A 23,002-nucleotide genomic window follows, 5' to 3' on the forward strand; every position below is an offset into this window, starting at 1 on the left:
CCGGTCCCATCTGCCCGCCTCCGCATGGCTTATCAGACGATCCGCGGCACGTTCGACGTCCTCCCCGACGCTCACAGCTCGGGCGGCTCCGAGATCCCCGGCTCGTCCGCGTGGCGCCACGTCGAGGGCGTGGTCCGCGGCGTGATGGAGCGGTTCGCGTTCGAGGAGGTCCGGACGCCCGTAATCGAGCCGCTCGAGCTCGTCGCGCGCGGCGTCGGCGGGACGACGGACATCGTGCAGAAGGAGATGTTTACGGTCGAGCGGACGAAGGAGACGTACGTCCTCCGCCCCGAAGTCACGGCGCCGGTCATGCGGGCGTACCTCCAGCACCACCTCGACCAGCGCGGCGGGGCCCAGCGGCTGTACTACCTCGGGCCGTGCTTCCGCGCCGAGCGTCCGCAGAAGGGTCGGTTCCGCCAGTTCCACCAGTTCGGGACCGAGCTCCTCGGTTCCGACGACCCGCGCGCGGACGCCGAGGTCATCGCCAACATGCGGGCGGTCTACGACGCGTTCGGGGTCACGAATACGCGGCTCCGCCTCAACACCCTCGGCGACGCCGCCGACCGCCCGGCCTACCGCGACGCCCTCCGCCAGTACTTCGAGCCCCACGCCGACGTCCTCTCGGACACGTCCCGCCAGCGGCTGGAGACGAACCCGCTCCGGATCCTCGACACGAAGGATCCCGATGAGCGCGCGCTTCTCGCTGACGCACCCAAGCTCCCGGACTTCGTAGGCGACGAAGCTCTCGCCCACTACGAGACGGTCAAGACGCTCCTCGACGGCCTCGGCGTCCCGTACGTCGAGGACCCCCTGCTCGTCCGCGGCCTCGACTACTACACGCGGACTGTGTTCGAGCTGGAGTCCGACGCGCTCGGCGCCCAGGGCGCGTTGTGCGCAGGGGGGCGCTACGACGGGCTCGCGCAGGCCGTGGGGAGCAAGCGTCCGGTGCCGGCGGTCGGCTACGCAGCCGGGATCGAGCGGCTGTTCATTGCCCTCGAGGACGAGGGCTACGCGTTCCCCGCGCCGCCGCGGCCCGACGTCTTCCTCGTCTGCCTCGGTGACGCCGCCGAGGCGGCCGGGTTCGGGATCGCCCAGACGCTCCGCCAGGCCGGCCTCGCCGTCGACTTCGCGCTCGGCGGCCGCTCGATGAAGGCCCAGATGAAGGCCGCCGACCGCTCGCAGGCGGGCTACTCTGTCATCCTCGGGGAGGACGAGCTCGCGCAGGGCGTGGCCCAGGTCCGCGACCTCGGCGAGAGCGAGCAGCGGGCCGTCCCCATCGGCCGGCTGGCGGTCGAGCTCGTCCGCGAGACGGCGGCGTAACCCGTTCGCACCCCGGGGCGTCTCGGCGTCCGCTAGCTTCCCGCGACTCTCCTCCGCCCGATGTACCCCCGGATCAGCGACCTCACGCGCGACCTCTTCGGCTTCGAACTGCCGGTCCCGCTCTACTCGTTCGGCCTCATGGTGGCCGTCGCCATCCTCGTCGCGACGGCCATGACCCGGATCGAGGTCGACCGCCGGTACGCGCTCGGGTGGATGTCGGCCGTCCGCGCGAAGGTGAAGGACGCGAAGGGGCGCGAGAAGGTGGCGCTCACGAGCCCGTCGGCGCTCTTGTGGAACATGGCGCTGATGGCCGGCTTCTTCGGCGTCGTCGGCGCCAAGCTGTTCCACATCATCGACTACTGGGACGAGTTCACGGCCGACCCGCTCGGGATGATCTTTTCCGGGTCCGGGCTGACGGTCTACGGCGGCATCCTGCTCGGCTCCGTCGTCATTCTGTGGTACGCCAAGAAGAAGGGCGTCAGCCGCGCCCACCTCGCCGACGCCGCGGCGCCAGGCCTGCTGTTCGCCTACGGCATCGGGCGGATCGGGTGCTACCTCTCCGGCGACGGTGACTGGGGCGTGTGCTCGCAGCTCGAGGACAAGCCCGGCTGGATTCCGTCGTGGCTGTGGAGCGAGACGTTTCCGCGCAACATGCTCGGGCAGATGGACCCCGTCGTGTACAACGCCACGCAGCGGGGGGCCGAGTGCACGCTCGCCAGCCCCGACGGCGTGTATCCGACGATGCTCTACGAGTTCGCGATGGCGGCCGTGCTCGCCGGCGTCCTCTGGATGCTGCGCAAGAACCCGTTCCAGGCCGGCTGGCTGATCTCGCTCTACCTCGTGTTCGCGGGCCTCGAGCGGTTCCTGATTGAGTTCATCCGCGTCAACCCGGAGGCCGCGTTCGGGATGCCACAGTCGCAGCTGATCTCCATCGGCTTCGTTCTGGCCGGGCTCGTCGGCCTCGCCCTCACGACGCGGCGGCGGACCGACGACACGACGCCCGACGCCGAACCGGCCGCGGCGACCGCCACGGCATGAGGCGCGCGGCCCTCGCCGTCGCGCTCGTGGCCTGCGGCGCTTCCGCCCAGCCGCCTCGGGTCACGTCCGTCGACGTGGCTTCGGCCACCTCGGGCGACGACTCGACCGAGGTGGAGCGAGTCGCCATGCCGGCCTTCGCGTTCCCGTCGCTCGCCGACCCGGCGGTGGTCTACACCCCGGACCGCTTCGCGGGTCGGTTCGTGCTCATCGACTTCTGGGCCTCGTGGTGTGTGCCGTGCCACGCTGAGATCCCGCGCATCGCGGCGGTCCACGAGGCGTTCGGCGACCGGCTCGACGTCCTCAGCGTCTCGCTGGACCTGTACCCGGACGACGCCGAGGCCTTCCGCCAGCGCGTCGCGCCGATGCCGTGGCTCCACGGCTTCGTGGGCGAGGAGTTCGACCACCCGTCCGTGGCGGCCTTCGGCGTCGACCGGCTCCCGGCCGCCGTCCTCCTCGGCCCCGACGGAACGATCCGCGCGCGCGGCGGGGCGCTCCGACGCGACCTCCTCTGGCCGACCATCGAACGTGAGCTCGGCCAGGAGCGACCCGACGCCGATGCACCCTGACCCGCTCGACCTGATCCGCCAGGGTTACGCCGCGCTCGACGCGTGGGAGGCCGGCTTCGGTGCGGTCGAGGCCCACCCCAGCCTCGGCGTCGACGCGGACCGTCTCGGCGCGGCCGTCGAGGAGTACCTCGGGAGATTGACGGCGCCGCCGCGCGGGGAGACGCCGGGGATGTACCCGTTCGGTCACCCGCGCTACGCCGGGCAGATGCTGAAGCCGCCGCACCCGGTCGCGCTCGCGGCCTATGCCATCGCGGCCCGCATCAACCCGAACAACCACGCCCTCGACGGCGGCCCGCCGACGAGCGAGATGGAGAAGGAGGTCGTCGCCGGCCTCGCGGCGATGTTCGGGTTCGCGTCCCCGCTCGGGCACCTCACGGGTGGGGGGACGGTCGCGAACCTCGAAGCGCTGTTCATCGCGCGGGAGGAGACGGGCGGAAAGGCCGTCGCCGTGAGCCGCGAGGGCCACTTCACGCACGCCCGAATGGCCGGTGTCCTGGACGTCGACTGCGCCGTCGTGGCCTCCGACGACGCGGGCCGGATGGACCTCGACGCGCTCGAAGATGTGCTCCGAAGAGGGGACGTCGGCACGGTCGTGCTGACGGCGGCCACGACCGGCCTCGGCGCCGTCGACCCGATCGCGGAGGCCATCCCGTTGTGCCGGCGCTACGGCGCCCGCGTCCACGTCGACGCCGCGTACGGCGGGTTCTTTCGGCTGCTGGCAGACGCCGCCGACGCGCCCGTCGGCTTCCCGGCCGAGCACTTCCGCGCGATCGCCGAGGCGGACTCGGTCGTGGTCGACCCGCACAAGCACGGGCTCCAGCCGTACGGCTGCGGCGCCGTCCTCTTCGCCGACCCGGCCGTCGGGCGGCACTACCGCCACGACTCGCCTTACACCTACTTCACCTCGACCGACCTCCACCTCGGGGAGATCAGCCTGGAGTGCTCGCGCCCCGGGGCCGCCGCCGGCGCGCTCTGGCTCACGTTAAAGGCCCTTCCGCTGGCGTCGGACGACGGGCTCGGCCCGATCCTCGCCGCCGGCCTCCGCGCTGCCCGCGCCTTCTACGGAGAAGTCCGGGCCTCGGAGCACCTCGCGCCGATCCTCGCCCCGGAGACCGACATCGTCGTCTACGCACCCGAGGCGGACACCCTCGACCGGCTCGACGCCCGATCCGCCGCCGTCTTTCAGCAGGCGATGGACGATCCCGACGATCCCGTCTTCGTCGGCCTCTACCGCCTCGGCGCCGACCGTCTTCGCCGTCGGTTCCCGGCCCTCGGCGGCGACGCGCCGGCCGCGCGCGTGCTCCGGAGCGTCCTCATGAAGCCCGAGCACGAGGCCTGGGCGACGCGTCTCGTCGCCCGCCTCGACGGGCTCGCGGGCCCCCTCGGCGGCTGACGGCGGGCCGACAATTGCCCGGGAATGCGTCCGCGGCGGGTTGCGGGGAGGCCGCCCAGCCGGGACTTTGCGATCACCCGATCACCCGATCACCCGATCACCCGATCACCCGATCACCCGATGGCCCACTCCGACTCCCGCACCGACGTCCTCGCCGGCCGGCACCCCGTCCGCGACGCGCTCGACCTCGCCGACGGCCGGATCGAGAAGGTGTACCTCCAGAAGGGCGTCCACGGGAGCGCCATCGACGGGATCCGTCGCGCGGCGAAGGCGGCCGGCGTGCCGGTCCAGATGGTGCCCAAGCCGAAAGTCGACGGCCTCGCGCCCCAGGCCGAGCACCAGGGCGTCGTGGCCGTCGTCGCGCCCGTCGCCTACGCCGACCTCGACGACATGCTGGCCGGCATCGCGCCGACGCTCGACGTGGTCCGCGAGACCAAGCCCGTCCTGATCGCGCTCGATGAGGTCGAGGACCCTCGCAACTTCGGGGCGATCCTTCGGAGCGCCGTCGCCGCCGGCACCGCCGGCGCTGTGGTGCCCGAGCGGCGGATGGCCCCGCTTTCGGCCGTCGCCATCAAGGCGAGCGCCGGGACGGCCCTCCAGATCCCCGTCGCCCGCGTGGCGAACCTCGTCGACGCGATCCAGCAGCTCAAGGAGCGCGGCTACTGGGTCGTCGGTCTGGCCGACGACGCGGAGGGCGACAAGGCCACGACCGTCTGGACGTACGACTGGGACCGGCCCGTCGTGATCGTGGTGGGGAACGAGGGGAGCGGGCTCCGTCCCGGCGTCCGTGCGGCGTGCGACGCCCTCGCGTCGATCCCGATGCGCGGGCCGGTCGAGTCGCTCAACGCGAGCGTCGCCGCCGGGATCGCCCTGTTCGCGGCCGTCAAGGACCGGGACTGACCTCCTCCGCCTCGGCGTCGAGGCGGGCGGAGTCAAAAAAACGGCGGGGTGACCCGAGGCCACCCCGCCGATCCCTCTGTGGGCTGCGGTCCGGAGACCGGGCCCGGTTCTCACCCAACCCTGGGGAGATTCGTCGGACGCGCGGTGGAGGAGGCCGCGTGCCCGGGCGCGCTAGGAGCGGCGCCGGAGGCCGTAGACGATCTTGCGGATCGTGTCGAACTGGAGGTACGGGTGCTGCTCACGGAGCTCCTCGATCGCCTCGTAGGCGGGGACATCCTTGTTCCGCATGGTCTTGAACTGCCTGCGGATCTTATAGTCGCGGACGCCCTTCTCGTTGAGCAACTTGTGCTCTTCGAGCACCTGATAGATCTCGTCGGGGACGAGGTCGCCGAGGGGGTTAAAGTCGGACGTGATCTCCATGGAGACGCGGGGGGCTGTCGGTGTGTCTGCAACGACGGTAGCCACGGGCTCCGGGTCAAACCGAGTGCACTGCCCGAACGGTCGGAAGGCGGGACTGAATGGTTAGAGCCCAGGCTCCGACGGGGGCCGCACGCCCGTCTCGACCCGGGCCCATGACTCGACGTCCACCCATCGGCGCCCCCCTCGTGACCGGAGCCGCCCGACCGCCAACAGCCGGTCCTCGACCTCGAGGTCGCCCGCCTCGGGGAAGACGAGGGCGACCGCGTCGCCCCCCGTTTCGAGCCAGACGTCGTCACCGGGGCCGATCTGCGTCACGGTCCCCTCGAGCGACACCTCGACGCGGCGGCCTCGCACCGAGACCGTGTCGAGCGTCGTCGCCGTGACGTCGGGGAGCGCCACGCGCTCCCGAAACGGGCCCGACTCGCGGATCAGGAGGGCGGCCCCGAGCGCGAGGCCGCCGAGGCCGAGGACGCTGGCCAGGACCGCCTTGCCGCTCACGCCTCGACGGCCTCCGCCTTGTCGATGTCAGCCTCGGTGTGGGTGAGCGCGCTCAGCGACGTGCCCTGGACGGCGACCGCCAGCACGCCGAGGACGCAGTAGAACACGACGCCGGCCGCGTGCACGAGGAGCGCGTAGGTCGCGGCCGGCGTCACGGCCACGCCGAACAGGAGCGTCAGCGCCTGGACCGTCGCGTAGTGGAACGAGCCCGTCCCGCCCGGCGCCGGCAGCGCCATCCCGATCCCGCCGACGGCCATCACGGCCCACGCCTCGACCGGCCCGAGCCCGTACGCGGCGTCCATCCCGAGGAGCCGGAAGGGGAGGTCCGACATCAGCCCGTAGCTGAGCCAGAGGAGGACGGTCGAGAGGATGATCAGGCCGGGGCGGCCCGTCCGCGTGACCGACGCGAGCCCGTCGCGGAACTGCGCGAGGAGCGCCCCGATCCGTCCGCTCCGCCGGAGCAGGAGCCCGACGGCGAGGGCGCCGAGGCCCGCCACCAGCACGACCCCGAGGCCGATCGCCCAGAGCGGGACGGCGAGCGCGCCCACGAGCGTCTCGCGGGCCTGCCCGAGGATGCCGCCCACGCGGTCGCCGTAGAGCAGGAGCACGGACAACAGCGCGATCGCCAGCATGATCACGTCGAGGATCCGCTCGGCGACGACGGTCCCGAGCACGGACGTGAACGGGACGTCCGCCTGGCGCGACACGTTCGCCGTCCGCGCGACCTCGCCGAGGCGGGGCGCCGCGTAGTTGACGAGGTACCCGATGGCCACCGACGCCGACGTGAGCGTGAGCGGCACGCGCTCCGTGCGCCCGGGCAGGGCGTCGATCAGCATCCCCCAGCGCCACGCACGGAGGGCGACCGACGCGAGCCCGACGCCGACGAATGGCACCATCCAGCCCCACTCGCCGTCGGCGAGGGCGTCGGCGACGGCGCCGAGGTCGGCGTTGCGGAGGGCCAGCCACAGGAGGAGGGCGCCCAGGCCGAGGCTCAGGAGGAGCGAGAGGAGGCGTTTGGTCTGGTCCTTCATTCAAGCACGTGGGCGCGGGGCCGCGCACCGGCGGCCCCGCGCCCAACGTCGCTGTGGCGGGAGGGTTCGTCCGTGAGGATCAGCGGAGGTCGACGACCTCGGTGCCCGACGGCGCGTCGAACCGGAACGTCGAGGCGGGCAGCGACACGTTCCGCTGGACGTCGCGGAGGTCGAAGGCGAGCGTCCCGCCGTTCGTGTCGTGGACGCGCACGCGGGTCGGGACGGCGTCGGAGGAGCGGACGTAGAGCGTCGCGTCGCGGACCGACATGCCCGACTGACGGGGCCGGAGCGTCAGCACGTCGTGCTGGACGCCGCCGATCGTGGCCTTCGTGGCGCCGGTCACTCGGAATACCTCGAGGTAGTCCGTGAACAGCTGGCCGACCGAGAAGCCGACGCGCGTGAGCTCGTAGTCCTGGACCACGACCTGCTCGTCGTCGCGGGAGTACGACCACAGCGTGCCGCCGTCGGTGACGAGGACCTGATGTCCGAGGTCGAGCCGGAACGCGTCGCGGCGGACGGAGAGGGTGCCGCGGAGCTGCTGCCCGCCGGCGGTCTGGACGAACGAGGCGCGGAGGGAGGAGAGCGCGCCGTAGCGCTCCTGGAGCCGCTGGGCCACCGCCTCGGGCGTCTGGGCCTGGACCTGTCCAGCGAGGAGGACGGCCGCGAGCAGGGTCAGCAGGCCGAGGGGGCGGAAGGGTACCGAGTGGGTCATGGTGGTGGGGGGAGTGTCCGATAAACGGGGGACTGACGTGGATCGTTCAAGGGGCGTGCCGCGTCCCGGGCTGTGACGGCAACGCCACACATTCGCGACATCCATGGCCCTCACGATCGTCTCCGGTGGACAGAGCGGGGTCGATCGCGCCGCGCTCGACGCGGCGATGGCGCTCGGACTGGACGTCGTCGGCTGGTGCCCCGCACACCGCTGGGCCGAAGACGGGCCGATCCCGGGCCGCTACCCGCTCCGCGAGACGCCCTCCGCCGATCCCGCCGAGCGGACGCGTTGGAACGTCCGCGACAGCGACGCGACGCTCGTGGTCGCCCCGGCCGCGCCGTCGGGCGGCACGGCGCTCACCCTCGAGGTCGCCCATGACCTCGGCCGGCCGCGTCTTGTGGTCCCGCCCGACCCCGACCGCCTCGGTGAGGCCGCGGACTGGGCCGCCCACGTGGTGCCCGAGGCGGGCCGGCTCAACGTAGCGGGGCCGCGCGAGAGCGAGGCGCCGGGCGTGTACGTTGCCGCCCGCGCGTGGCTGACCGACCTCTTCACGCGGCTCCGTCAGCGCTGACGAGGCGCCCGGATGGTCAACGACCGCGAGTCGCGGTCGAACCGGAATTCGACGTCGGCCTCTCCCAATCGACCCGTCGACCGGACCTGGTCCGCCGTGTAGAACCCGTCCGCGCCTGGAGGTCCGAGCTCGGCCCGCATGCCGTCGGCCATGCGGTCGAAGTCGTCGTACGCCATCGGGGCGGCGACGGCGTCGAGCGCTGCGAGCACGCCGCCCCGCACGTGGACGTAGATCGCCGACACGTCGCGGTCGCCCCCTCGCCAGAGCAGCGTGCCGGCCTTGCCGACGACGTGCCCCGAGTCCGGCGCCGCGAGCCCGACCTTCGCCTCGCTCCACGGACGCCCGAGGAGCGGGAGTACCGTGTCGGGGTCGAACTCGGACGCCTGAGCGAGCGCCGGGGTCGTAAGGACAGCGAAGAGGAGGAGCCAGCGCATCGATTCCGGGGGCGAGGCTCCGAAGCTACTCGCCGTCGACGAACCGCTCACCGCGGCGACGGAGGCCCCGGCCGAGGCGCTCTTCGTAGAGGTCCTCGCCATTGCGGAGGCGCCGGTACGCCGTCCACAGCACGAGCCCGACGAGCAGGGCGCCGCCCAGCGTCACGGCGAGCACCGGGAGCCAGTACGAGTGGTCGAACGCGCCCTGCACCCAGTCCGGCTGCTTCAGGCGGACGTCGGGGTTCGCCCAGGCAGCCCACCCGAGGTAGGCGCCCGCAGCGACGAGGAAGCCGACGACCGCACCGATGGCGAGTCGTAGGAGCCGGACGCCGAGGCTCGTCTCGTTCATGACGCGGCGGGGCGGACGGGGACGCCGGCCTCGGCGAGGTGCGCCTTGGCCTCGGCGACCGTGACCTCGCGGAAGTGGAACATCGAGGCGGCGAGGACGGCGTCGGCGCGGCCCTCCGTGAGCCCCTCGGCGAGGTGGTCGAGCGTGCCGGCCCCACCCGACGCGATGACCGGCACGTCCACGACGGCGTCGAGCGCGCGGAGGAGGTCGAGGTCGTAGCCGATCTTCGTCCCGTCGCGGTCCATGCTCGTCACCAGCAGCTCGCCGGCGCCGAGGCGGGCGCCCTCGGCGGCCCACGCCACGGCGTCCCGGCCCGTTGGCTTCCGGCCGCCGTGCGTAAACACCTCCCAGCCGCTCGCCGTCGTGCCGGTCCGCTTCGCGTCGATGGCGAGCACGACGCACTGGGCGCCGAACGCGTCGGCCGCGCGCGTCAGGAGGTCGGGGTCGGCGAGCGCGGCCGAGTTGATGGCCACCTTGTCCGCCCCCGCCTCGAGCAGGTTGCGGACGTCCTCGACGGTGCGGACCCCGCCGCCGACCGTCAGCGGGATGAACACCTCGTCGGCCGCACGGCGGATCGTGTCGTAGAGCGTCGCCCGCCCCTCGTGCGTTGCCGTGATGTCGAGGAACACGACCTCGTCGGCGCCAGAGGCGTCGTAGAACCGGGCCTGCTCGACCGGGTCGCCGGCGTCGACGAGGTCGACGAACTGGACGCCCTTCACGACGCGCCCGTCGTGGATGTCGAGGCAGGGGACGATGCGCTTGGCAAGCATGGGAATGGGAACTGGAGAGGCGGGGACGGGCAGAACGCGGGGCAATGGATCTGCCATGCCCCGGTGCCCGTCTCCCTATTTGCCCTTCAACGCCAGCCGGGCCGTGGAGAAGCGCTCGAGGTCGACCTCGTTCTTGCGGTGCCAGCACCAGAACTGCTGGCAGGGGAATCGATTCTCGTAGAGCGCGCGCCCCACGATGACGGAATCGACGCCCGAGGCCTCGACGGCTTGGAGCGCCAGGAGGTCCTTGTAGTCGCCGACGCCGCCGGAGGCCGTGAGGTGGGCCTTGTCGAGCTGCTCCGCGAGCTCCCGGTACGCCTCAATGTTGGGGCCTTCGAGCGTCCCGTCGCGGCTGATGTCGGTGTAGACGAACCGGCGGACGCCGCGGCGCTCCATGTCGAGCGCGAGGTCGACGGCGTCGACGCCGGACCCGGCCTCCCAGCCCTCCGTCATCACCTCGCCGTCGTGCGCGTCGATCCCGACGACCACGCGGCTAGCGCCGAACCGCTCGATCACCTCGCTCACGAGGTCTGGATCGCGGACGGCCGCCGTGCCCATCACGACGCGGTAGACGCCGAGGTCAAGCATCGCCTGGACATCGTCGAGGGTCCGGATGCCACCGCCGACCTGGACCGGGACGTCGAGCGTCTCGGCGATCTGGGCGATGACGGCTCGGTTGTCGCTGACTTCGTCCGCCGTGGTCCGCGCCGCGTCGAGGTCGACGAGGTGGAGGACCTTCGCGTTCATCACCCGCCACAGCTTGGCCATCCGGACGGGGTCGTCGAAGTAGACGGTCTCGTCCTCGTAGCGCCCCTGGCGGAGCCGGACGCACCGGCCGTCGCGGAGGTCGATGGCGGGGATGACGAGCATCAGACGGGGGCCGTGGTGGGGGAGGGCGTCCAGGACGCGAACCTACGCAGCATCGCGAGCCCCGCGCGGGCGCTCTTCTCCGGGTGGAACTGGACGCCGACCACGTTCGCCCGCCCGACGACCGCGGGCACCTCGGCGCCGTAGTCGACGGTCGCGACGACGTCCGTCGGGTCGGCGGGCGCGGCGTGGTACGAGTGGACGAAGTAGACCCAGTCGTCTCCCTCGACGATCGGGTGCGGGCGCTGCGGTCGGAGCCGGTTCCAGCCCATGTGCGGCACCTTCAGGCGGCGCCCATCGGCCTCGGCGTCCCGGGCGAAGCGGACGACCCGGCCCGGGAGAAGCCCGAGGCCGGCGTGCTCGCCGCGCTCTTCGGAGGCGTCGAATAGGAGCTGCATCCCGACGCACACGCCGAGGAGCGGGACGCCGGCCTCGGCGCGCTGGCGGACGAGGTCGAACAGCCCGCGTGCGCGGAGCTCGGCCGCGCAGGCCCCGAACGCGCCGACGCCCGGCAGCACGAGGCGCTCGGCCTCGGCAATCCGGTCGGCGTCGTCGGTGCGGACGGCCTCGACGCCGGCCGCGGCGAACGCTTTGGCCAGCGACCGGAGGTTGCCGATGCCGTAGTCGATGAGGGTGGTCATGGACCTATGGAACGGCACGGACGGGGCGGGGTGCGCGGTCGCGAGGCGCTTCCCCCATTCTTCGCCCGGGCGGTTCGACGTGCCAATGAGCACGAGGGGTCGGCCGCAACGCTAGATTTCCCAACGGTCTTGACGGCCCATGCCCATCCTCCGACGCGCCCTTCTCGCCGCCTGCCTCGCGGTCGCGCTCGCCGACGCGCAGCCGGCTTTCGACACGCTCACGCGCGTCGACGGGTTGCCGTCGGACTTCGTTCAGGCGGTCTATCAGGACCGGTTCGGCTTCCTCTGGTTCGGGACCGACGCCGGGCTCGCCCGCTACGACGGCCGTCGCGTCGTCCCGTTCACGGCCGACGACGGGCTGCCCGACCCGTTCGTCTACGCCATTGGGGAGGACGGCGACGGGACGCTCTGGGTCGGGACGTTCCGGGGACTCGCCCGGCGCGAGGGCGGCGGCTTCGCGGAGGTCGAGACGCCGTTCGGGGACGATCCGGTCCTGAGTGTGTCGCAGGGGCCGGCTGGCGAACTCCTGATCCGGACGGGGACGCACGCCGCGCTCCGCCGCGGCGGTGGATGGCGCGTCCTCCCCGTGGGCGAGGGGAGTGGGTGGGCCGGCGCGATCCCCCTCCCCGACGGCTCCATCGCCACCTCCCACCGGGTCGGTCCCACCGACGACGACGCGTGGGAGCTCCGCGCCTTCCCCGCCGGTGGCGGCCCGCCGACGCCGGTCGCGTCGCCCGAGGGCGTCGTCGGGCCCCGCTGGCTGTCCGAGGCCGGCGACGGGCTGACGTTCTGCGCCGGGCTCGAGGGCGTGGCGCTGGGGCGGATCAAGCTGGACCGGTTCGTGGCCGAGGCCGTCTACCCGCTCACGCGCGCCCGTCGTGTCGTGCTCGGCTCTCAGGGCGAGGTGTACGCCGTCGGCGACAACGGCGGCGTGTGGGTCGCCGACGCGCCCGATACGGAGCCAGTCCTCCTGAGCCCCCTCCGCGGCCAGGACCTCATCGTCGACCGCGAGGGCGGCGTGTGGGTCGGGACGTTCGGGCAGGGCGTGCTCCGGCTCGCGGGCCGCCACGTCGAGCGGCTGACCGAGGACCCCACGCTCCGACTGACTGCGGCCGACGGGGTGGTGTGGGCGACCGGCCGCGACGGCCTCGTCCGCGTGGACGCACGGACGAGGGTGGTCCAGAGAAACGCGTTTCGGGAGGGCCTCCGTGAGGTCGCGCCCGCGCGGAGGGGGGTCATCGTCACGAGAGGCGCGAGCGCCTACGCGCTCTCCGACCCGATGGCCCCTCTCGGAGTCCTGGTGGCAGAAGATCCCGGCTGGATCTCGGGCATCGACGCGCGGACCGATACGCTTTGGGTGTCCGGCTACGGTTCGGGCGTCGTCCGCCAGTGGAGCACGACGCGGGACACGATCCGCGCGGACGACGGCCTCGGCACCGACATGGTCGAAGGCCTCGTTCGCACGCGTCGCGGCGTCTGGGCGCTGACGCGCTCGAACGGTGCGGCGCTCCTCCGGGGCCGTCGCGTGACGACCGTGGACCGGGTCGCTGGCCTGCCCTCGTCGGCGGTCTACGCGGTCGCCGAGGCTCGAGACGGAACCGTTTGGTTCGGCACCGATCGTGGCCTCGGGCAGTGGGACGGGGCGCGCGCTCGCGCCGTCGGCGAGGAAGCGTTGGGACGGCAGAGGATCCTGGCCGTGTTCGAGCGCCCGGCCGACCGCGGGGCCGTCTACGCCATCGGCGACCGCGGGCTCTATCGCGCCGAGGCGGAGCATGTCCGGCCGCTCGGCGCTGTGCTCTATGGGGCCGCATCGCGCGCCTCGATCAACGACGCGGCGTACTCGGCGGCGAGCGATCGGCTGTTCCTCGCCACGTCCGCGGGCCTCGTGTCCGTCGACCTCGCGCGGATCCCGAACGCGACGACGCCGCCGCAGGTGGCCCTCCTCAGCGTCCGCGTGGACGACGCGGTCCGGGCGCTCGGCGGGGCGCCGCTCGGCGGCGACCGCGTCTCGATGCCGGCCGGACGGCACCGGGTCGAGGTCCAATTCGCGGCGCTCCTCTACAGCGGCGCGGCCGTCGTCGAGTACCGCGTCGGGCGGGGGCCGTGGGAGCGGACCGGCCCCGAGCACCGCGTCGTGTTCTCCGACCTCGGGGCGGGCGACCACGTCGTCGAGGCGCGCGCGGTGGGGCCGGACGGGGCGCGCTCGGCCGAGGTGGCCCGGCTCACGCTCGCCGTCGCGCCGCGGTGGTGGGAGCGCCCGCCGGTCGTGCTCGGGCTCGTCGCTCTCGCGCTCCTCGCGTTCGGGGCGGCCGTCCGGAGTCTGTCGCAGCGGCGGCTCCGGCGCGAGGTCGAGCGGCTCGAGGTGGAGCGGCGTGTCCAGGACGAGCGCGAGCGGATCAGTCGCGACCTCCACGACCACGTCGGGGCGCAACTGTCGTCGCTGCTCGCCGGCGTCGAACTGGCGAAGCTGGCGCGGCGCGCGCGCGGCGGCGGCGCCTCGGCCGACCCGCTGGAGGCCGTCGAGTCCGACGCCCGCGAGACGATCCGGCAGCTCCGCGAGACGATCTGGGCGCTCCACGACGAGACCCTCACGGCTGGCGCGTTCTGCCACCGGCTCGACGCCTACGCCAAGAGCCGGGTGAAGGGCCGCATCGGGACCGTGTCCGTGGTTTGCGAGGGGAGCGCAGAGCGCGAACTGCCTCCCGTGTTGGCGCTGTCCCTGTACCGCGTGGCGCAGGAGGCGATTACGAACGCGCTGAAGCACTCGGGCGCTCAGACTCTGACCGTCCGGCTTCGCCCCGAGGACGCCTCCGTCGTGCTCGTGATCGAAGACGACGGGACGTTCGTGGAGCCGGCGGGCGGTGACGGGCTCTCCGGCTTCGGCCTGGGCTCGATGCGCACGCGCGCCGAACGGCTCGGGGGGACGTTCGACCTCGCCACCGAGGCGGGCACGCGCGTTCGGGTTCGCGTGCCACTGGACGCCCGGCCCTCCCCGGCGTAGGGGAGAGCGAGAACCGGCGCTAGCGGCGACCTTGTCACACGTTCCCGCACCCGCCCCATGTCCAGTCCCATCCGCGTCGCCGTCGTCGAGGACCACGCCGGCCTTCGCGAGCGGCTCGTCCAGCAGCTCGCGTTCTTCGACGAGGTCGAGCTCGTCCTCGTGTCGGAGAGCGGCGACGCGTTCCTCGCTGACCTCGCCGTCCGCGAGCGGAGTGGCGCCCCGACGCCCGACGTCGTGCTCATGGACATCGAGATGCCGGGCCGCGACGGGATCGCGACGACGGCCGAGCTCAAGAAGACGTGGCCGTCGATGGAAGTCCTCATCCTCACGGTCTACGAGGACGAGGACCGGATCTTCGCGGCCGTCCAGGCCGGCGCGAGCGGGTACCTCCTCAAGGACGCCGGGCCCGACGCCGTCGTCCGGGCCGTCGGCGAGATCGCGCAGGGCGGGGCGCCGACGTCGCCGCTCGTGGCGCGGAAGCTGCTCGGGTACGTCCGCCAGCAGCAGGACGACGCCCGGCGCTCGGCCGAGACCGCCGAGGCCCTCCGCCTCACGCCCCGCGAGACCGACGTGCTGACCCGCCTCGTAGAGGACGACACCGAGGCCGGCATCGCCGATTCGCTCGGTGTGAGTCCTCACACCATCAGGACCCACGTCAAGAACCTCTACGCCAAGCTCCAGGTCCACAGCCGCGCGCAGGCCGTCCGGGCCGCCTTCGAGCGCGGACTTGTCTAGTTCTTCGCGGGATAGGGCGCCTGAGTGCGCGGCGGTTTTGTCCTGAGCCGTACCATACTCCAACCGCTCCACGCCCCAGGCGTGAGCGATGCGGGGCCGGGTGCCTGTGGTGGGACGCCCGGCCCCGCCCCTGTGTCCGGCTGGTTCGCCGGCGTGGCGGCACCAAGGCGACGGGGGGCGACGGCCGGCAGGCGCGGTCGGTGAGTCCTCGGACGACCGTCGCCCGCGGAGCGAGGTCGGGGGCTCTCGCCTCGGCGCCGAGGCGGAAGGGGCTACGCCTCCACGTCGGCCCCCTCGGCCTCGGCGCCGTGGAGGTGGGCGTCGAGCGCGAACTCGTCCGGGATCAGGACCTCGCGCGCCTTCGACCCCTCGAACGGCCCGACGATGCCGGCGTCCTCGAGCTGGTCGACGAGCCGGGCCGCGCGCGTGTAGCCGACCGACAGCTTCCGCTGGAGGAGCGAGACCGAGCCCTGCTGGCTCCGCACGATGACCTTCGCCGCGTCCTCGAACAGGTCGTCGCGGTCCTCCGACGAGTCGCCGGCCGAGCCCGCGGGCGTGTCGCTGCCGGCCTCCATCGGCGGGAGGAGGTACGGGCCGGCGCCCTCCTGGCCCGCGATGAAGCCGGCCACGGCGTCGACCTCGTCGGTCGAGACGAACGGGCCCTGGAGGCGCGTCAGGCGGCTGCCGTTCATGTAGAGGAGGTCGCCGTTGCCGACGAGCTGCTGCGCGCCGCCGCCGTCGATGATCGTCCGCGAGTCGATCTTCGACGACGTCTGGTAGGCCATCCGGGAGGGGAAGTTGGCCTTGATGAGGCCCGTGATGACGTCGACCGAGGGTCGCTGCGTGGCGAGGACGAGGTGGATCCCGACGGCGCGGGCCATCTGCGCGAGCCGAGCGATCGGTGCCTCGACCTCCTTCGCCGACGTCATCATGAGGTCGGCCAGCTCGTCGACGATGACGACGATGTAGGGGAGGTGGCGGTGGTCCTCGCCGAGCTCCTCGAGCTTGCCGGTGGCGAACTTCTTGTTGTAGTCGTCGATGCCGCGGACGCCGGCCTCGGCGAGGAGGTCGTAGCGGAGCTCCATCTCGCGCTCGCAGCTCCGGAGCACGGCCGCGGCCTCGTTGAAGTCCGTGATGATCGGGTCGTCGGCGTCCTCGGGCATCGCCGTGAAGTGGTTCAGGAGCTCGGCGTAGCCGTTGAGCTCGATCTTCTTCGGGTCGACCATCACGAACTTGAGGTCGGCCGGGTGCTTGGCGTAGAGGAGCCCGACGACGAGGGCGTTGACGCCGACCGACTTGCCCGAGCCGGTCGCGCCGGCGACGAGGAGGTGGGGCATCTTGGCGAGGTCCTCCATGAACACCTCGCCCTCGATCGTCTTCCCGATGGGCGCCGGGAGGGCCATCTTCCCGCTCCGGGCCGCGTCGCGGAACTTGGCCGTGGCCAACAACTGCCGGAGGCGGACCATCTCGCGCGTCCGGTTCGGGATCTCGACGCCGATCGAGCTCTTCCCCGGGATCGGCGCGATGATGCGGATGCCGGGCGCGGCGAGCGCCATCGCGAGGTCGTCCTCCAGCGACGTGATCCGGCTGATCTTGACGCCGGCGGCCGGCGTGAGCTCGTAGCGCGTGACCGTCGGCCCGACGACGGCCTCGATGGCGTCGATCTCAATGTTGTAGGTCTCGAGCTTGTCGAGGAGGATCTGCTTGTTGTCCTCAATCTCCTCGAAGTCGACCTCCTGGTCCGAGTCGGACTCTTCGAGGAGCTCGATGGATGGAAACTGGTAGGGGAGGGAGGCCGCGTCGGGGGTGGCGGCGCGGGCGGCGTCGAGGTCGGCCGGCGCCTCTTCCTTGGGGCCGGTGACGTGGAACGCCGGGCCGTCGCCGCGCTCGCTGCTCACGAGCTCGTCGAGGAGCGGGTCGTCGGCGTCGACCGGCGTGAGCTCGGGCGCGGCCTTGGGCCTGACGTTCGAGAACGGCGCCTCCGGTTCCTTCGGCGCGGGTGCCGAGGCGGCCGGGGCCGGAGTGGGCGTGCGGGTCGGCGCGGGTGGGAGCGGCGGGGCAGAGGGCTTCGCGGCCTTCTTCGCCTCGCGCTCCTTCTGGGCGGCCTCGCGCTGCTCCGCACGGGCGGCGATCGCCTCCGCGCGGGCCTGCGCCCGGAGCTGCTTCCGCTCGGCCGCGCCGACGCGGTAGCTCGCCCACGACTCCGTCAGGCCCGACTTCAGGCTCGTCACGGCGCCCTCGGCCCGGTCGAGCGACGTCTGAATGTCCCGGTCCCACACGAGGAGGAGCGTGACGAGGACGGCCACGAGGAGCACGATGAACGACCCGACGGGCTTGAGCACGCTCGTAAGCCACCCCGCGATGCCGATCCCGAGGTCGCCGCTGAACGCCGCGAGGTCGGTGTCGAGCTGAGCGTCGAACCATCCAAAAAAGCAGGCCAGGAAGAGCGCGCCGGCCAGCGAGAGCCCGGTGAGCGTGGGCAGGAAGACCGGCGTCTTTTGCCGGAGCAGGACCCAGCCCCACGCCAGGAGCGCTACGATCGGCAGGAGCACCGGGTAGCCGACGAGGCCCGACACGAGCGCCCGCGCCAGCGTCGCGCCGACGAAGCCGAGGAGGTTGTCGAACCGGTTGTCGCCGGGGTCGACGAGGTTCTCCCAGTTCTCGTCCGCCAGCCGGACGTCGTCGGCCGCCGAGAACGTCACGACGGCGAGGCCCGCCAGCACGGCGAGCGCGAGGAGGAGGATGCCGAGGATCTCCTGCTTGCGCTGGCGGGAGAACCCGGCCGCGGCCTTCGTCTTGGACGACGTCCGCTTCTTGCTTCGGGATCGGGTGGTGCTCACGGACGTGGGGGGACGAACGGCCGAGCGACGCCCCACGCAGATACGTGGAGCCGTCGTGAAGGTACGACAAGGCGGGCCCGCCCTTGGGCGACGGGCTCAGACAAGGGGTTAGGCCGCGTCGGCGACGAGCCGATTGTCGCGGTAGACGGGCAGCACGTCGGAGGCGTCGAGGCGGGCGCAGAGGGCCACGTCGTCGCCGGCGCCGAGGGCGACGAGGCGCCGGGTGTGGTCGGCGCCGAAGAGGGCGCGAGCCAGGTCGTCGCGGGCGCCGCGGTAGAGGCCGTGCGCGATCCGCGCGCCGTCGTTGAGCGGCGGGGCCGACGGGTGGTCGATGAGGCGGTCCACCAGGAGACCCGCGCAGAGGGCGTCTTCGAGCGAGACGCGCCCCTCCCAGCCGGCGCAGAGGACCACGGCGTCGAGCCCGTCGTCCAGCGCGCGATGGAGGAAGGCGGCGGACGCCCCCGCGTTGACGAGCGCGCCCATCGCCAGTCGAGCCGCGCCGCGCGCCCGGACGAGCGCGGCCGTCCCGTTCGTCGTCGTCAGCACGACCGTCTTGCCGGCCACGGCCGCCTCGGTGTACTCGCGGGGGGAGTTGCCGAGCGCGAACCCGGCCAGCTTCTCGCCGCCTCGCTCGCCGCCGAGGACGGACACGTCCCGGTCGAGCGTCGCCGCGAGGCGGCCAGCCTCGCCCTTGTCGGCCACGGGGATCACGGCGCGGGCGCCGTTCTGGAGCGCCGTCACGACCGTCGTCGAGGCGCGGAGGACGTCGACCACGAGGACCGCGCGGCCGTCGAACGCCTCGGCGTCGAGCCCGGCCGGCGAGAGGGCGACGGAGAGGCTCACGAGGCCTTGTGGAACGGCGGCTTCGTCACGACCGCCGGCAGCACGCGTCCGCGGACCGAGACGCCGAGCTCCGTGCCCAGGGCCGTGTAGGCCGGGTCGTTCGGTACGAACCCGAGCGCGACGCCCTTCCCGAGCGTCGGCGACTGGCTCCCGCTCGTGACGATGCCGATCTCGTTCTCGTCGCGGTCCACGATCGGGTACCCGGCGCGGGGAATCCCTCGGCCCTCGACCACCAGGCCGACCAGCTTGCGCGGGATCCTGTCGGCCTTCTGCTGGGCGAGCGCGTCGCGGCCCACGAAGTCGGCGGCGTCGGGCTTGACGACCCAGCCGAGGCCCGCCTCCAGCGGCGTCGTGTCGGGGTCGAGCTCGTGCCCATAGAGGCAGTAGCCCGCCTCCAGGCGGAGCGTGTCGCGAGCGCCGAGCCCGGCCGGCGTCGCCCCCGCCTCGACGAGCGCATCCCACGCGCGGCCGGCGGCCTCCGGGGAGAGGTAGAGCTCCAGTCCCGACTCCCCCGTGTAGCCGGTGTGCGAGACGATCGCCCGCTCGGCGCCGAACACCGCACCGGTGTCCATCGGCCGGAAGTGGTAGTAGGGGACGTTCGAGACGTCGAGGCCCGTCGCCCTCTGGAACACATCGAACGCCGTCGGTCCCTGGAGTGCGAGGAGCGCCCAGTCGTCCGACTCGTTCTCCAGCGTCGCGTCGAGCCCGGCCCGCTCCGCCTCGGTCGAGACGTGGGCCCAGTCGCCCTCGATGTTGGCCGCGTTGACGACGAGAAGCACGTCGTCGTCGGCGAGGCGGTAGACGAGGAGGTCGTCGACGGCGCCGCCGGCCTCGTGGCAGAGCACAGCGTACTGCGCCTGGCCGTCCGACAGCTTCGATACGTCGTTCGTCACGAGCCGCTGGACGAGCGCGAGCGCGCTCGGCCCGCGGACCCTGAACTCGCCCATGTGGCTCACGTCGAACAGCCCGGCCGCCTCGCGGACGGCGCGGTGCTCGTCGAGGATGCCGGTGTACTGGATGGGCATGTCCCAGCCGCCGAACGGGGCCATCTTGGCGCCCGCGGCGAGGTGCCGGTCGTGGAGTGGGGTGGTGCGGAGGGGGGCGTCGGTCATGGGGGCGTGGCGGGGCACGCGGAAGGTACGGGGCAAGTCGAGGGTGCCGTCGTCGTTCGGCGGCGCTTCTGGCCGTTAGGCAACTTCTCGATCGGTGCCGGCGTGCAACGGCTCCCCTCACCACCCGCCCCTCCCATGGCTGGCAGCCTCTTTTCTGTCTTCATCGTCCTCGCGGTCGTCGCGCTCGTCGCGGCGCTCCTCGGCTTCCGCGGGGTTGCCGGACTCTCGGCGAACTTCGCCAAGATCGCCCTCGTCGCCGCCGTCATCCTGTTCGTGCTGGCGTTCATCTTCTAGCGCGGCGTTCCGTCTGCAACGGCGTCCGGGCTTCGGTCCGGGCGCCGTTTTTTTATGGGACCGCCACCGCCGGTTCGCCATGCCCCCGCCTCGTCACGGCCTTCGCTCTCCCCACGTTGGTGGGACGTGCCCCCGGTGGATCCGATGTGGCGGCGTGCCCCCCGGACCTCCGCGGAGACCTCCCGAGGTAGCCCCAGTCACTCCTCGCGCGGCCGGCCCGCACCGGACGGCGGCGACCTCCGAGGCGATGGAGTCGGCCTTCGGCCTCGTCGGAGTCAGCACGCGGATCTTCTCGGAGGACGCCGACCGGGCGGAGGCGCCCACCGCCAGCCTCGATCGGGTCCAGGCAATCCGTTTCGACGCCGTGACCGACCGCCGGCCGGAGTACGCTCAGCCGGGCGTGAGCGGGCAGGTCACGCTCGACGACGGAACAACGCTCCCGCTCTCGGTTACGGTGCTTCGTCCCTCCGGCCCCGATCCCGTCCTCGCCGTCCCCCCAGGTTAGATGCCTCGCGCCCTCGTCCTCCAGTCCGCCGCCGACCCGGAGCCCACCGTCACCGAGGTGGACCGGGCCGATCTCCCCGACGGCGACGTGCTCCTCGACGTCTTGCACTCCAGCCTCAACTACAAGGACGGACTGGCCGTCACGGGGAAGGGGAAGATCGTCCGCGGTGACTTCCCGTTCGTGCCGGGCATCGACGTGGCCGGGACCGTGGCCGAGTCCGCCTCGGACGCGTGGCAGGCCGGCGACCGCGTCGTGCTGACGGGGTGGGGTACCGGGGAGGACCGCTGGGGCGGGTTCGCGGAACAGGCCCGCTCGTCGGCCGAGCACCTCGTTGCGCTCCCCGACGGCCTCTCGGCCGAGGACGCGATGTGGATCGGGACGGCCGGCTTCACCGCCATGCTGAGCGTGCTCGCCCTCGAGGACCACGGCGTCGACGCCGGCGACGGGCCGATCGCGGTGACCGGCGCCTCTGGCGGCGTCGGGTCCATCGCGACGGCGCTGCTGGCGGCGGCCGGCTACGAGGTCCACGCCGTGACCGGGACCGAGACCGCACACGACTACCTCCGCGGGCTCGGGGCGAGCGAGATCCTCGGCCGCGAGGCGCTCTCCGACGACGCGGGCGGACCGATGCAGAAGGGGGTCTGGGCGGGTGCCGTCGACTCGGTCGGCGGGACGACGCTGGCGACGCTCCTCGCCCAATCAAAGCGGCACGCGTGCGTCGCCGCCTGCGGCCTCGCGGGCGGGCCGAGCCTGAACACGACCGTCTTCCCCTTCATCCTCCGCGGCGTCACGCTCGCCGGCATCGACTCGAACACCGCGCCGACGGCGCTCCGCGAGGAGGCCTGGAGCCGGCTGGCAGAGGCCGTCCGCACCGGCGCCCTCGCGGACGTGAAGCGGACCGTGATCGGCCTCGGCGACGTCCCCGAGTGGAGCGAGCGGATCGTGGCAGGCGAGACCGTCGGCCGCGTCGTCGTCGACGTCCGCCGCTGATGGCGACCGTCTCGCTCTGGCAGCGGCCCGCGCGTGTCGAGGCCGACGTCGCGATCGTCGGCGGCGGCGTCATCGGAACGGCGACGGCGTGGGCGCTCCGCCGACTCGCCCCCGACCTCCGCGTCGCGATCCTCGAGGCCGAGCGGCTGGCGCATGGGGCGAGCGGCCGGAACGCAGGGTTCTTGCTGCTCGGCACGGCGTCAGATTACGCGTCTGCGGTCGAGCAGTACGGCCGCGACGCCGCGCGGCAGATCTGGGCGTTCACGGCCGAGGCCTTCCGCCTCGCCGCCGAGGTGGGCGAGGCCGAGGACGTGGGATTCGCGCACACGGGGTCTGTTATTGCAGCTGCGTCCGACACAGACGCTGCCCGCCTTCGCCGGTCCCGTGCGCTGCTGGCGGAGGACGGAGTGGAGACCCAGTGGTGGGACGAGGCCGACATCGACGACGAGATGGGTGGATTGGGGTTTCCTGGCGCTCTGTTCGTGCCGGAGGGCGGAGCCATCGACCCGGCCCGACTCGTGCGCGCGCTGGCGAGGCTGAGCGACGCCCAGGTCTACGAGAACTGGCGGGTTGAGGGCGTCGAGTCCGAGGGCGGGCGCGTTCGGCTGGTGGCGGAGGGCGGGGGAGAGGCGGTCGCCGACCGCGTCCTCCTGGCGACGAACGCCTTTCTGCCCCGACTGCTGCCCGGCCTCTCACACGTCGTACGGCCCGTCCGCGCGCAGATGCTGGCGACGGCGCCCGCCCCGCCGACGCTCGACGCGCCCGTCTACTCGCACGAGGGCTACTTCTACGTCCGCCAACGGGCCGACGGCCGCGTGCTCCTCGGCGGCGCCCGCCACCTCCACCGCGACGCCGAGGTGGGCTATGACGACGCGACGACCGAGGCGCTTCAGGCGAGCCTGGGCGACTACCTCGCCACCCACTTCCCCACGCTGGCGGGCGTCCCGGTCGAGCGCCGCTGGTCCGGCACGATGGGGTTCAGCCCCGACGGCCTGCCCTGTCTCGGCGCCGTCCCGGGCGTTCCCGGCGCCCGGTTCGCCGCCGGCTTCACGGGCCACGGGATGGGCTACGCCCTCCGCTTCGGCGTTCTCGCCGCCCGGACGCTCCTCGGCGAATCCGACGACGCCCTCGATCTGTTCCATGCCGACCGGTTGATGAGCGGATGAAGCCCG

Annotated in this window: 24 protein-coding genes; 12 read left to right on the forward strand and 12 right to left on the reverse strand. The window is 72.8% G+C overall.

From position 1 onward, the window contains the following. Window positions 1-24 precede the first annotated feature (24 nt). The 5 genes from hisS (at window position 25) to rlmB (ending at window position 5,217) form a co-directional block, all read left to right on the forward strand. The gene (gene hisS, locus BSZ37_RS10845; RefSeq protein ID WP_095510570.1) at window positions 25-1,320 is read left to right on the forward strand and encodes a histidine--tRNA ligase; all 1,296 of its coding nucleotides are present in this window, start codon (window positions 25-27) and stop codon (window positions 1,318-1,320) included. Window positions 1,321-1,380: 60 nt separating this feature from the next. Continuing rightward, window positions 1,381-2,358 carry a prolipoprotein diacylglyceryl transferase gene (locus tag BSZ37_RS10850; RefSeq protein ID WP_095510571.1) on the forward strand — a complete coding sequence of 326 codons (978 nt, stop codon included), beginning with the start codon at window positions 1,381-1,383 and terminating at the stop codon, window positions 2,356-2,358. Continuing rightward, window positions 2,355-2,924: a TlpA family protein disulfide reductase gene (locus tag BSZ37_RS10855; protein WP_095510572.1), complete on the forward strand. Its 570-nt coding sequence runs from the start codon at window positions 2,355-2,357 to the stop codon at window positions 2,922-2,924. Before BSZ37_RS10850 ends, BSZ37_RS10855 begins: the two co-directional genes overlap by 4 nt. Further along, on the forward strand, window positions 2,914-4,317 hold the full coding sequence (locus tag BSZ37_RS10860; protein ID WP_095510573.1) for a pyridoxal phosphate-dependent decarboxylase family protein: 1,404 nt from the start codon (window positions 2,914-2,916) through the stop codon (window positions 4,315-4,317). Before BSZ37_RS10855 ends, BSZ37_RS10860 begins: the two co-directional genes overlap by 11 nt. Window positions 4,318-4,437: 120 nt before the next feature. Next, a complete protein-coding gene (gene rlmB, locus BSZ37_RS10865; RefSeq protein ID WP_095510574.1) occupies window positions 4,438-5,217 on the forward strand; it encodes a 23S rRNA (guanosine(2251)-2'-O)-methyltransferase RlmB in 780 nt (259 codons plus the stop codon). Between the two features lie 171 nt (window positions 5,218-5,388). On the opposite strand, the gene BSZ37_RS10870 is transcribed toward rlmB, so the two are convergent. From BSZ37_RS10870 to BSZ37_RS10885, 4 genes are all read right to left on the reverse strand, one after another. Continuing rightward, window positions 5,389-5,637 carry a hypothetical protein gene (locus BSZ37_RS10870; protein ID WP_095510575.1) on the reverse strand — a complete coding sequence of 83 codons (249 nt, stop codon included), beginning with the start codon at window positions 5,635-5,637 and terminating at the stop codon, window positions 5,389-5,391. 102 nt (window positions 5,638-5,739) lie between these two features. After that, window positions 5,740-6,135, reverse strand: a complete 396-nt coding sequence (locus BSZ37_RS10875; RefSeq protein WP_095510576.1) for a hypothetical protein — start codon at window positions 6,133-6,135, stop codon at window positions 5,740-5,742. Then, on the reverse strand, window positions 6,132-7,166 hold the full coding sequence (locus BSZ37_RS10880) for a lysylphosphatidylglycerol synthase transmembrane domain-containing protein (protein WP_095510577.1): 1,035 nt from the start codon (window positions 7,164-7,166) through the stop codon (window positions 6,132-6,134). Before BSZ37_RS10880 ends, BSZ37_RS10875 begins: the two co-directional genes overlap by 4 nt. 79 nt (window positions 7,167-7,245) lie before the next feature. Then, complete coding sequence (locus tag BSZ37_RS10885) at window positions 7,246-7,878, reverse strand: LolA family protein (protein ID WP_179299578.1); 633 nt, start codon at window positions 7,876-7,878, stop codon at window positions 7,246-7,248. 103 nt (window positions 7,879-7,981) lie between these two features. Here BSZ37_RS10885 and BSZ37_RS10890 point away from each other — a divergent pair, with 103 nt between their 5' ends. Next, complete coding sequence (locus BSZ37_RS10890) at window positions 7,982-8,449, forward strand: putative molybdenum carrier protein (protein WP_095510579.1); 468 nt, start codon at window positions 7,982-7,984, stop codon at window positions 8,447-8,449. Here the strand turns inward: BSZ37_RS10890 and BSZ37_RS10895 are convergent. The 5 genes from BSZ37_RS10895 to hisH form a co-directional block, all read right to left on the reverse strand. Beyond that, window positions 8,440-8,883, reverse strand: coding sequence for a hypothetical protein (locus BSZ37_RS10895; RefSeq protein ID WP_095510580.1), 444 nt, complete (start codon window positions 8,881-8,883; stop codon window positions 8,440-8,442). The two genes, BSZ37_RS10890 and BSZ37_RS10895, sit on opposite strands and share 10 nt — an antisense overlap. Before the next feature lie 25 nt (window positions 8,884-8,908). After that, window positions 8,909-9,232, reverse strand: a complete 324-nt coding sequence (locus BSZ37_RS10900) for a hypothetical protein (RefSeq protein WP_095510581.1) — start codon at window positions 9,230-9,232, stop codon at window positions 8,909-8,911. Next, on the reverse strand, window positions 9,229-10,002 hold the full coding sequence (hisF, locus tag BSZ37_RS10905; protein WP_095510582.1) for an imidazole glycerol phosphate synthase subunit HisF: 774 nt from the start codon (window positions 10,000-10,002) through the stop codon (window positions 9,229-9,231). Before hisF ends, BSZ37_RS10900 begins: the two co-directional genes overlap by 4 nt. Window positions 10,003-10,077: 75 nt before the next feature. Continuing rightward, window positions 10,078-10,872 (reverse strand): 1-(5-phosphoribosyl)-5-[(5-phosphoribosylamino)methylideneamino]imidazole-4-carboxamide isomerase, encoded by a 795-nt coding sequence (gene hisA, locus BSZ37_RS10910; protein ID WP_218830471.1) that lies wholly within the window; start codon window positions 10,870-10,872, stop codon window positions 10,078-10,080. Further along, window positions 10,872-11,510, reverse strand: coding sequence for an imidazole glycerol phosphate synthase subunit HisH (gene hisH, locus BSZ37_RS10915; RefSeq protein WP_095510584.1), 639 nt, complete (start codon window positions 11,508-11,510; stop codon window positions 10,872-10,874). Before hisH ends, hisA begins: the two co-directional genes overlap by 1 nt. A gap of 139 nt (window positions 11,511-11,649) precedes the next feature. Between hisH and BSZ37_RS10920 the strand changes: the two genes are divergently transcribed. Beyond that, entirely contained in the window at window positions 11,650-14,511 is a 2,862-nt protein-coding gene (locus BSZ37_RS10920; RefSeq protein WP_095510585.1) for a sensor histidine kinase, read from the forward strand. Window positions 14,512-14,568: 57 nt separating this feature from the next. Further along, the gene (locus tag BSZ37_RS10925) at window positions 14,569-15,246 is read left to right on the forward strand and encodes a response regulator (protein ID WP_095510586.1); all 678 of its coding nucleotides are present in this window, start codon (window positions 14,569-14,571) and stop codon (window positions 15,244-15,246) included. 272 nt (window positions 15,247-15,518) lie between these two features. Here the strand turns inward: BSZ37_RS10925 and BSZ37_RS10930 are convergent, their stop codons facing one another. The 3 genes from BSZ37_RS10930 to gcvT all read right to left on the reverse strand — a co-directional run bounded on the left by BSZ37_RS10930 (window position 15,519) and on the right by gcvT (window position 20,041). Next, on the reverse strand, window positions 15,519-18,086 hold the full coding sequence (locus tag BSZ37_RS10930; protein ID WP_218830472.1) for an FtsK/SpoIIIE family DNA translocase: 2,568 nt from the start codon (window positions 18,084-18,086) through the stop codon (window positions 15,519-15,521). 108 nt (window positions 18,087-18,194) lie between these two features. After that, a complete protein-coding gene (locus BSZ37_RS10935) occupies window positions 18,195-18,929 on the reverse strand; it encodes a 2-phosphosulfolactate phosphatase (RefSeq protein ID WP_095510588.1) in 735 nt (244 codons plus the stop codon). Then, window positions 18,926-20,041 carry a glycine cleavage system aminomethyltransferase GcvT gene (gcvT, locus tag BSZ37_RS10940; protein WP_095510589.1) on the reverse strand — a complete coding sequence of 372 codons (1,116 nt, stop codon included), beginning with the start codon at window positions 20,039-20,041 and terminating at the stop codon, window positions 18,926-18,928. The genes BSZ37_RS10935 and gcvT overlap by 4 nt, the downstream gene beginning before the upstream one ends. A gap of 135 nt (window positions 20,042-20,176) precedes the next feature. Here gcvT and BSZ37_RS10945 point away from each other — a divergent pair, with 135 nt between their 5' ends. From BSZ37_RS10945 to BSZ37_RS10960, 4 genes are all read left to right on the forward strand, one after another. After that, on the forward strand, window positions 20,177-20,335 hold the full coding sequence (locus tag BSZ37_RS10945) for a DUF1328 family protein (RefSeq protein ID WP_095510590.1): 159 nt from the start codon (window positions 20,177-20,179) through the stop codon (window positions 20,333-20,335). A 247-nt stretch (window positions 20,336-20,582) separates the two neighbouring features. After that, entirely contained in the window at window positions 20,583-20,840 is a 258-nt protein-coding gene (locus BSZ37_RS10950) for a hypothetical protein (RefSeq protein ID WP_095510591.1), read from the forward strand. Then, a complete protein-coding gene (locus tag BSZ37_RS10955; RefSeq protein WP_095510592.1) occupies window positions 20,841-21,830 on the forward strand; it encodes an MDR family oxidoreductase in 990 nt (329 codons plus the stop codon). Next, window positions 21,830-22,996 (forward strand): NAD(P)/FAD-dependent oxidoreductase, encoded by a 1,167-nt coding sequence (locus tag BSZ37_RS10960; protein ID WP_095510593.1) that lies wholly within the window; start codon window positions 21,830-21,832, stop codon window positions 22,994-22,996. The genes BSZ37_RS10955 and BSZ37_RS10960 overlap by 1 nt, the downstream gene beginning before the upstream one ends. Window positions 22,997-23,002: the final 6 nt, after the last annotated feature.

The organism is Rubrivirga marina (assembly GCF_002283365.1).
Taxonomy (GTDB): domain Bacteria; phylum Bacteroidota; class Rhodothermia; order Rhodothermales; family Rubricoccaceae; genus Rubrivirga; species Rubrivirga marina.

Excerpts from the sequence above, each read along its gene's own strand:
- BSZ37_RS10860 (WP_095510573.1), top strand. The coding sequence starts at position 2,914 with ATGCACCCTGACCCGCTCGACCTGATCCGCCAGGGTTACGCCGCGCTC.
- BSZ37_RS10850 (WP_095510571.1), top strand. The coding sequence starts at position 1,381 with ATGTACCCCCGGATCAGCGACCTCACGCGCGACCTCTTCGGCTTCGAA.
- hisS (WP_095510570.1), top strand. The coding sequence starts at position 25 with ATGGCTTATCAGACGATCCGCGGCACGTTCGACGTCCTCCCCGACGCT.
- hisH (WP_095510584.1), bottom strand. The coding sequence starts at position 11,510 with ATGACCACCCTCATCGACTACGGCATCGGCAACCTCCGGTCGCTGGCC.
- BSZ37_RS10895 (WP_095510580.1), bottom strand. The coding sequence starts at position 8,883 with ATGCGCTGGCTCCTCCTCTTCGCTGTCCTTACGACCCCGGCGCTCGCT.
- BSZ37_RS10945 (WP_095510590.1), top strand. The coding sequence starts at position 20,177 with ATGGCTGGCAGCCTCTTTTCTGTCTTCATCGTCCTCGCGGTCGTCGCG.
- BSZ37_RS10925 (WP_095510586.1), top strand. The coding sequence starts at position 14,569 with ATGTCCAGTCCCATCCGCGTCGCCGTCGTCGAGGACCACGCCGGCCTT.
- BSZ37_RS10885 (WP_179299578.1), bottom strand. The coding sequence starts at position 7,878 with ATGACCCACTCGGTACCCTTCCGCCCCCTCGGCCTGCTGACCCTGCTC.
- BSZ37_RS10880 (WP_095510577.1), bottom strand. The coding sequence starts at position 7,166 with ATGAAGGACCAGACCAAACGCCTCCTCTCGCTCCTCCTGAGCCTCGGC.
- hisF (WP_095510582.1), bottom strand. The coding sequence starts at position 10,002 with ATGCTTGCCAAGCGCATCGTCCCCTGCCTCGACATCCACGACGGGCGC.
- BSZ37_RS10900 (WP_095510581.1), bottom strand. The coding sequence starts at position 9,232 with ATGAACGAGACGAGCCTCGGCGTCCGGCTCCTACGACTCGCCATCGGT.
- BSZ37_RS10870 (WP_095510575.1), bottom strand. The coding sequence starts at position 5,637 with ATGGAGATCACGTCCGACTTTAACCCCCTCGGCGACCTCGTCCCCGAC.
- BSZ37_RS10890 (WP_095510579.1), top strand. The coding sequence starts at position 7,982 with ATGGCCCTCACGATCGTCTCCGGTGGACAGAGCGGGGTCGATCGCGCC.
- BSZ37_RS10960 (WP_095510593.1), top strand. The coding sequence starts at position 21,830 with ATGGCGACCGTCTCGCTCTGGCAGCGGCCCGCGCGTGTCGAGGCCGAC.
- gcvT (WP_095510589.1), bottom strand. The coding sequence starts at position 20,041 with ATGACCGACGCCCCCCTCCGCACCACCCCACTCCACGACCGGCACCTC.
- BSZ37_RS10855 (WP_095510572.1), top strand. The coding sequence starts at position 2,355 with ATGAGGCGCGCGGCCCTCGCCGTCGCGCTCGTGGCCTGCGGCGCTTCC.
- BSZ37_RS10955 (WP_095510592.1), top strand. The coding sequence starts at position 20,841 with ATGCCTCGCGCCCTCGTCCTCCAGTCCGCCGCCGACCCGGAGCCCACC.
- BSZ37_RS10950 (WP_095510591.1), top strand. The coding sequence starts at position 20,583 with ATGGAGTCGGCCTTCGGCCTCGTCGGAGTCAGCACGCGGATCTTCTCG.
- hisA (WP_218830471.1), bottom strand. The coding sequence starts at position 10,872 with ATGCTCGTCATCCCCGCCATCGACCTCCGCGACGGCCGGTGCGTCCGG.
- rlmB (WP_095510574.1), top strand. The coding sequence starts at position 4,438 with ATGGCCCACTCCGACTCCCGCACCGACGTCCTCGCCGGCCGGCACCCC.
- BSZ37_RS10920 (WP_095510585.1), top strand. The coding sequence starts at position 11,650 with ATGCCCATCCTCCGACGCGCCCTTCTCGCCGCCTGCCTCGCGGTCGCG.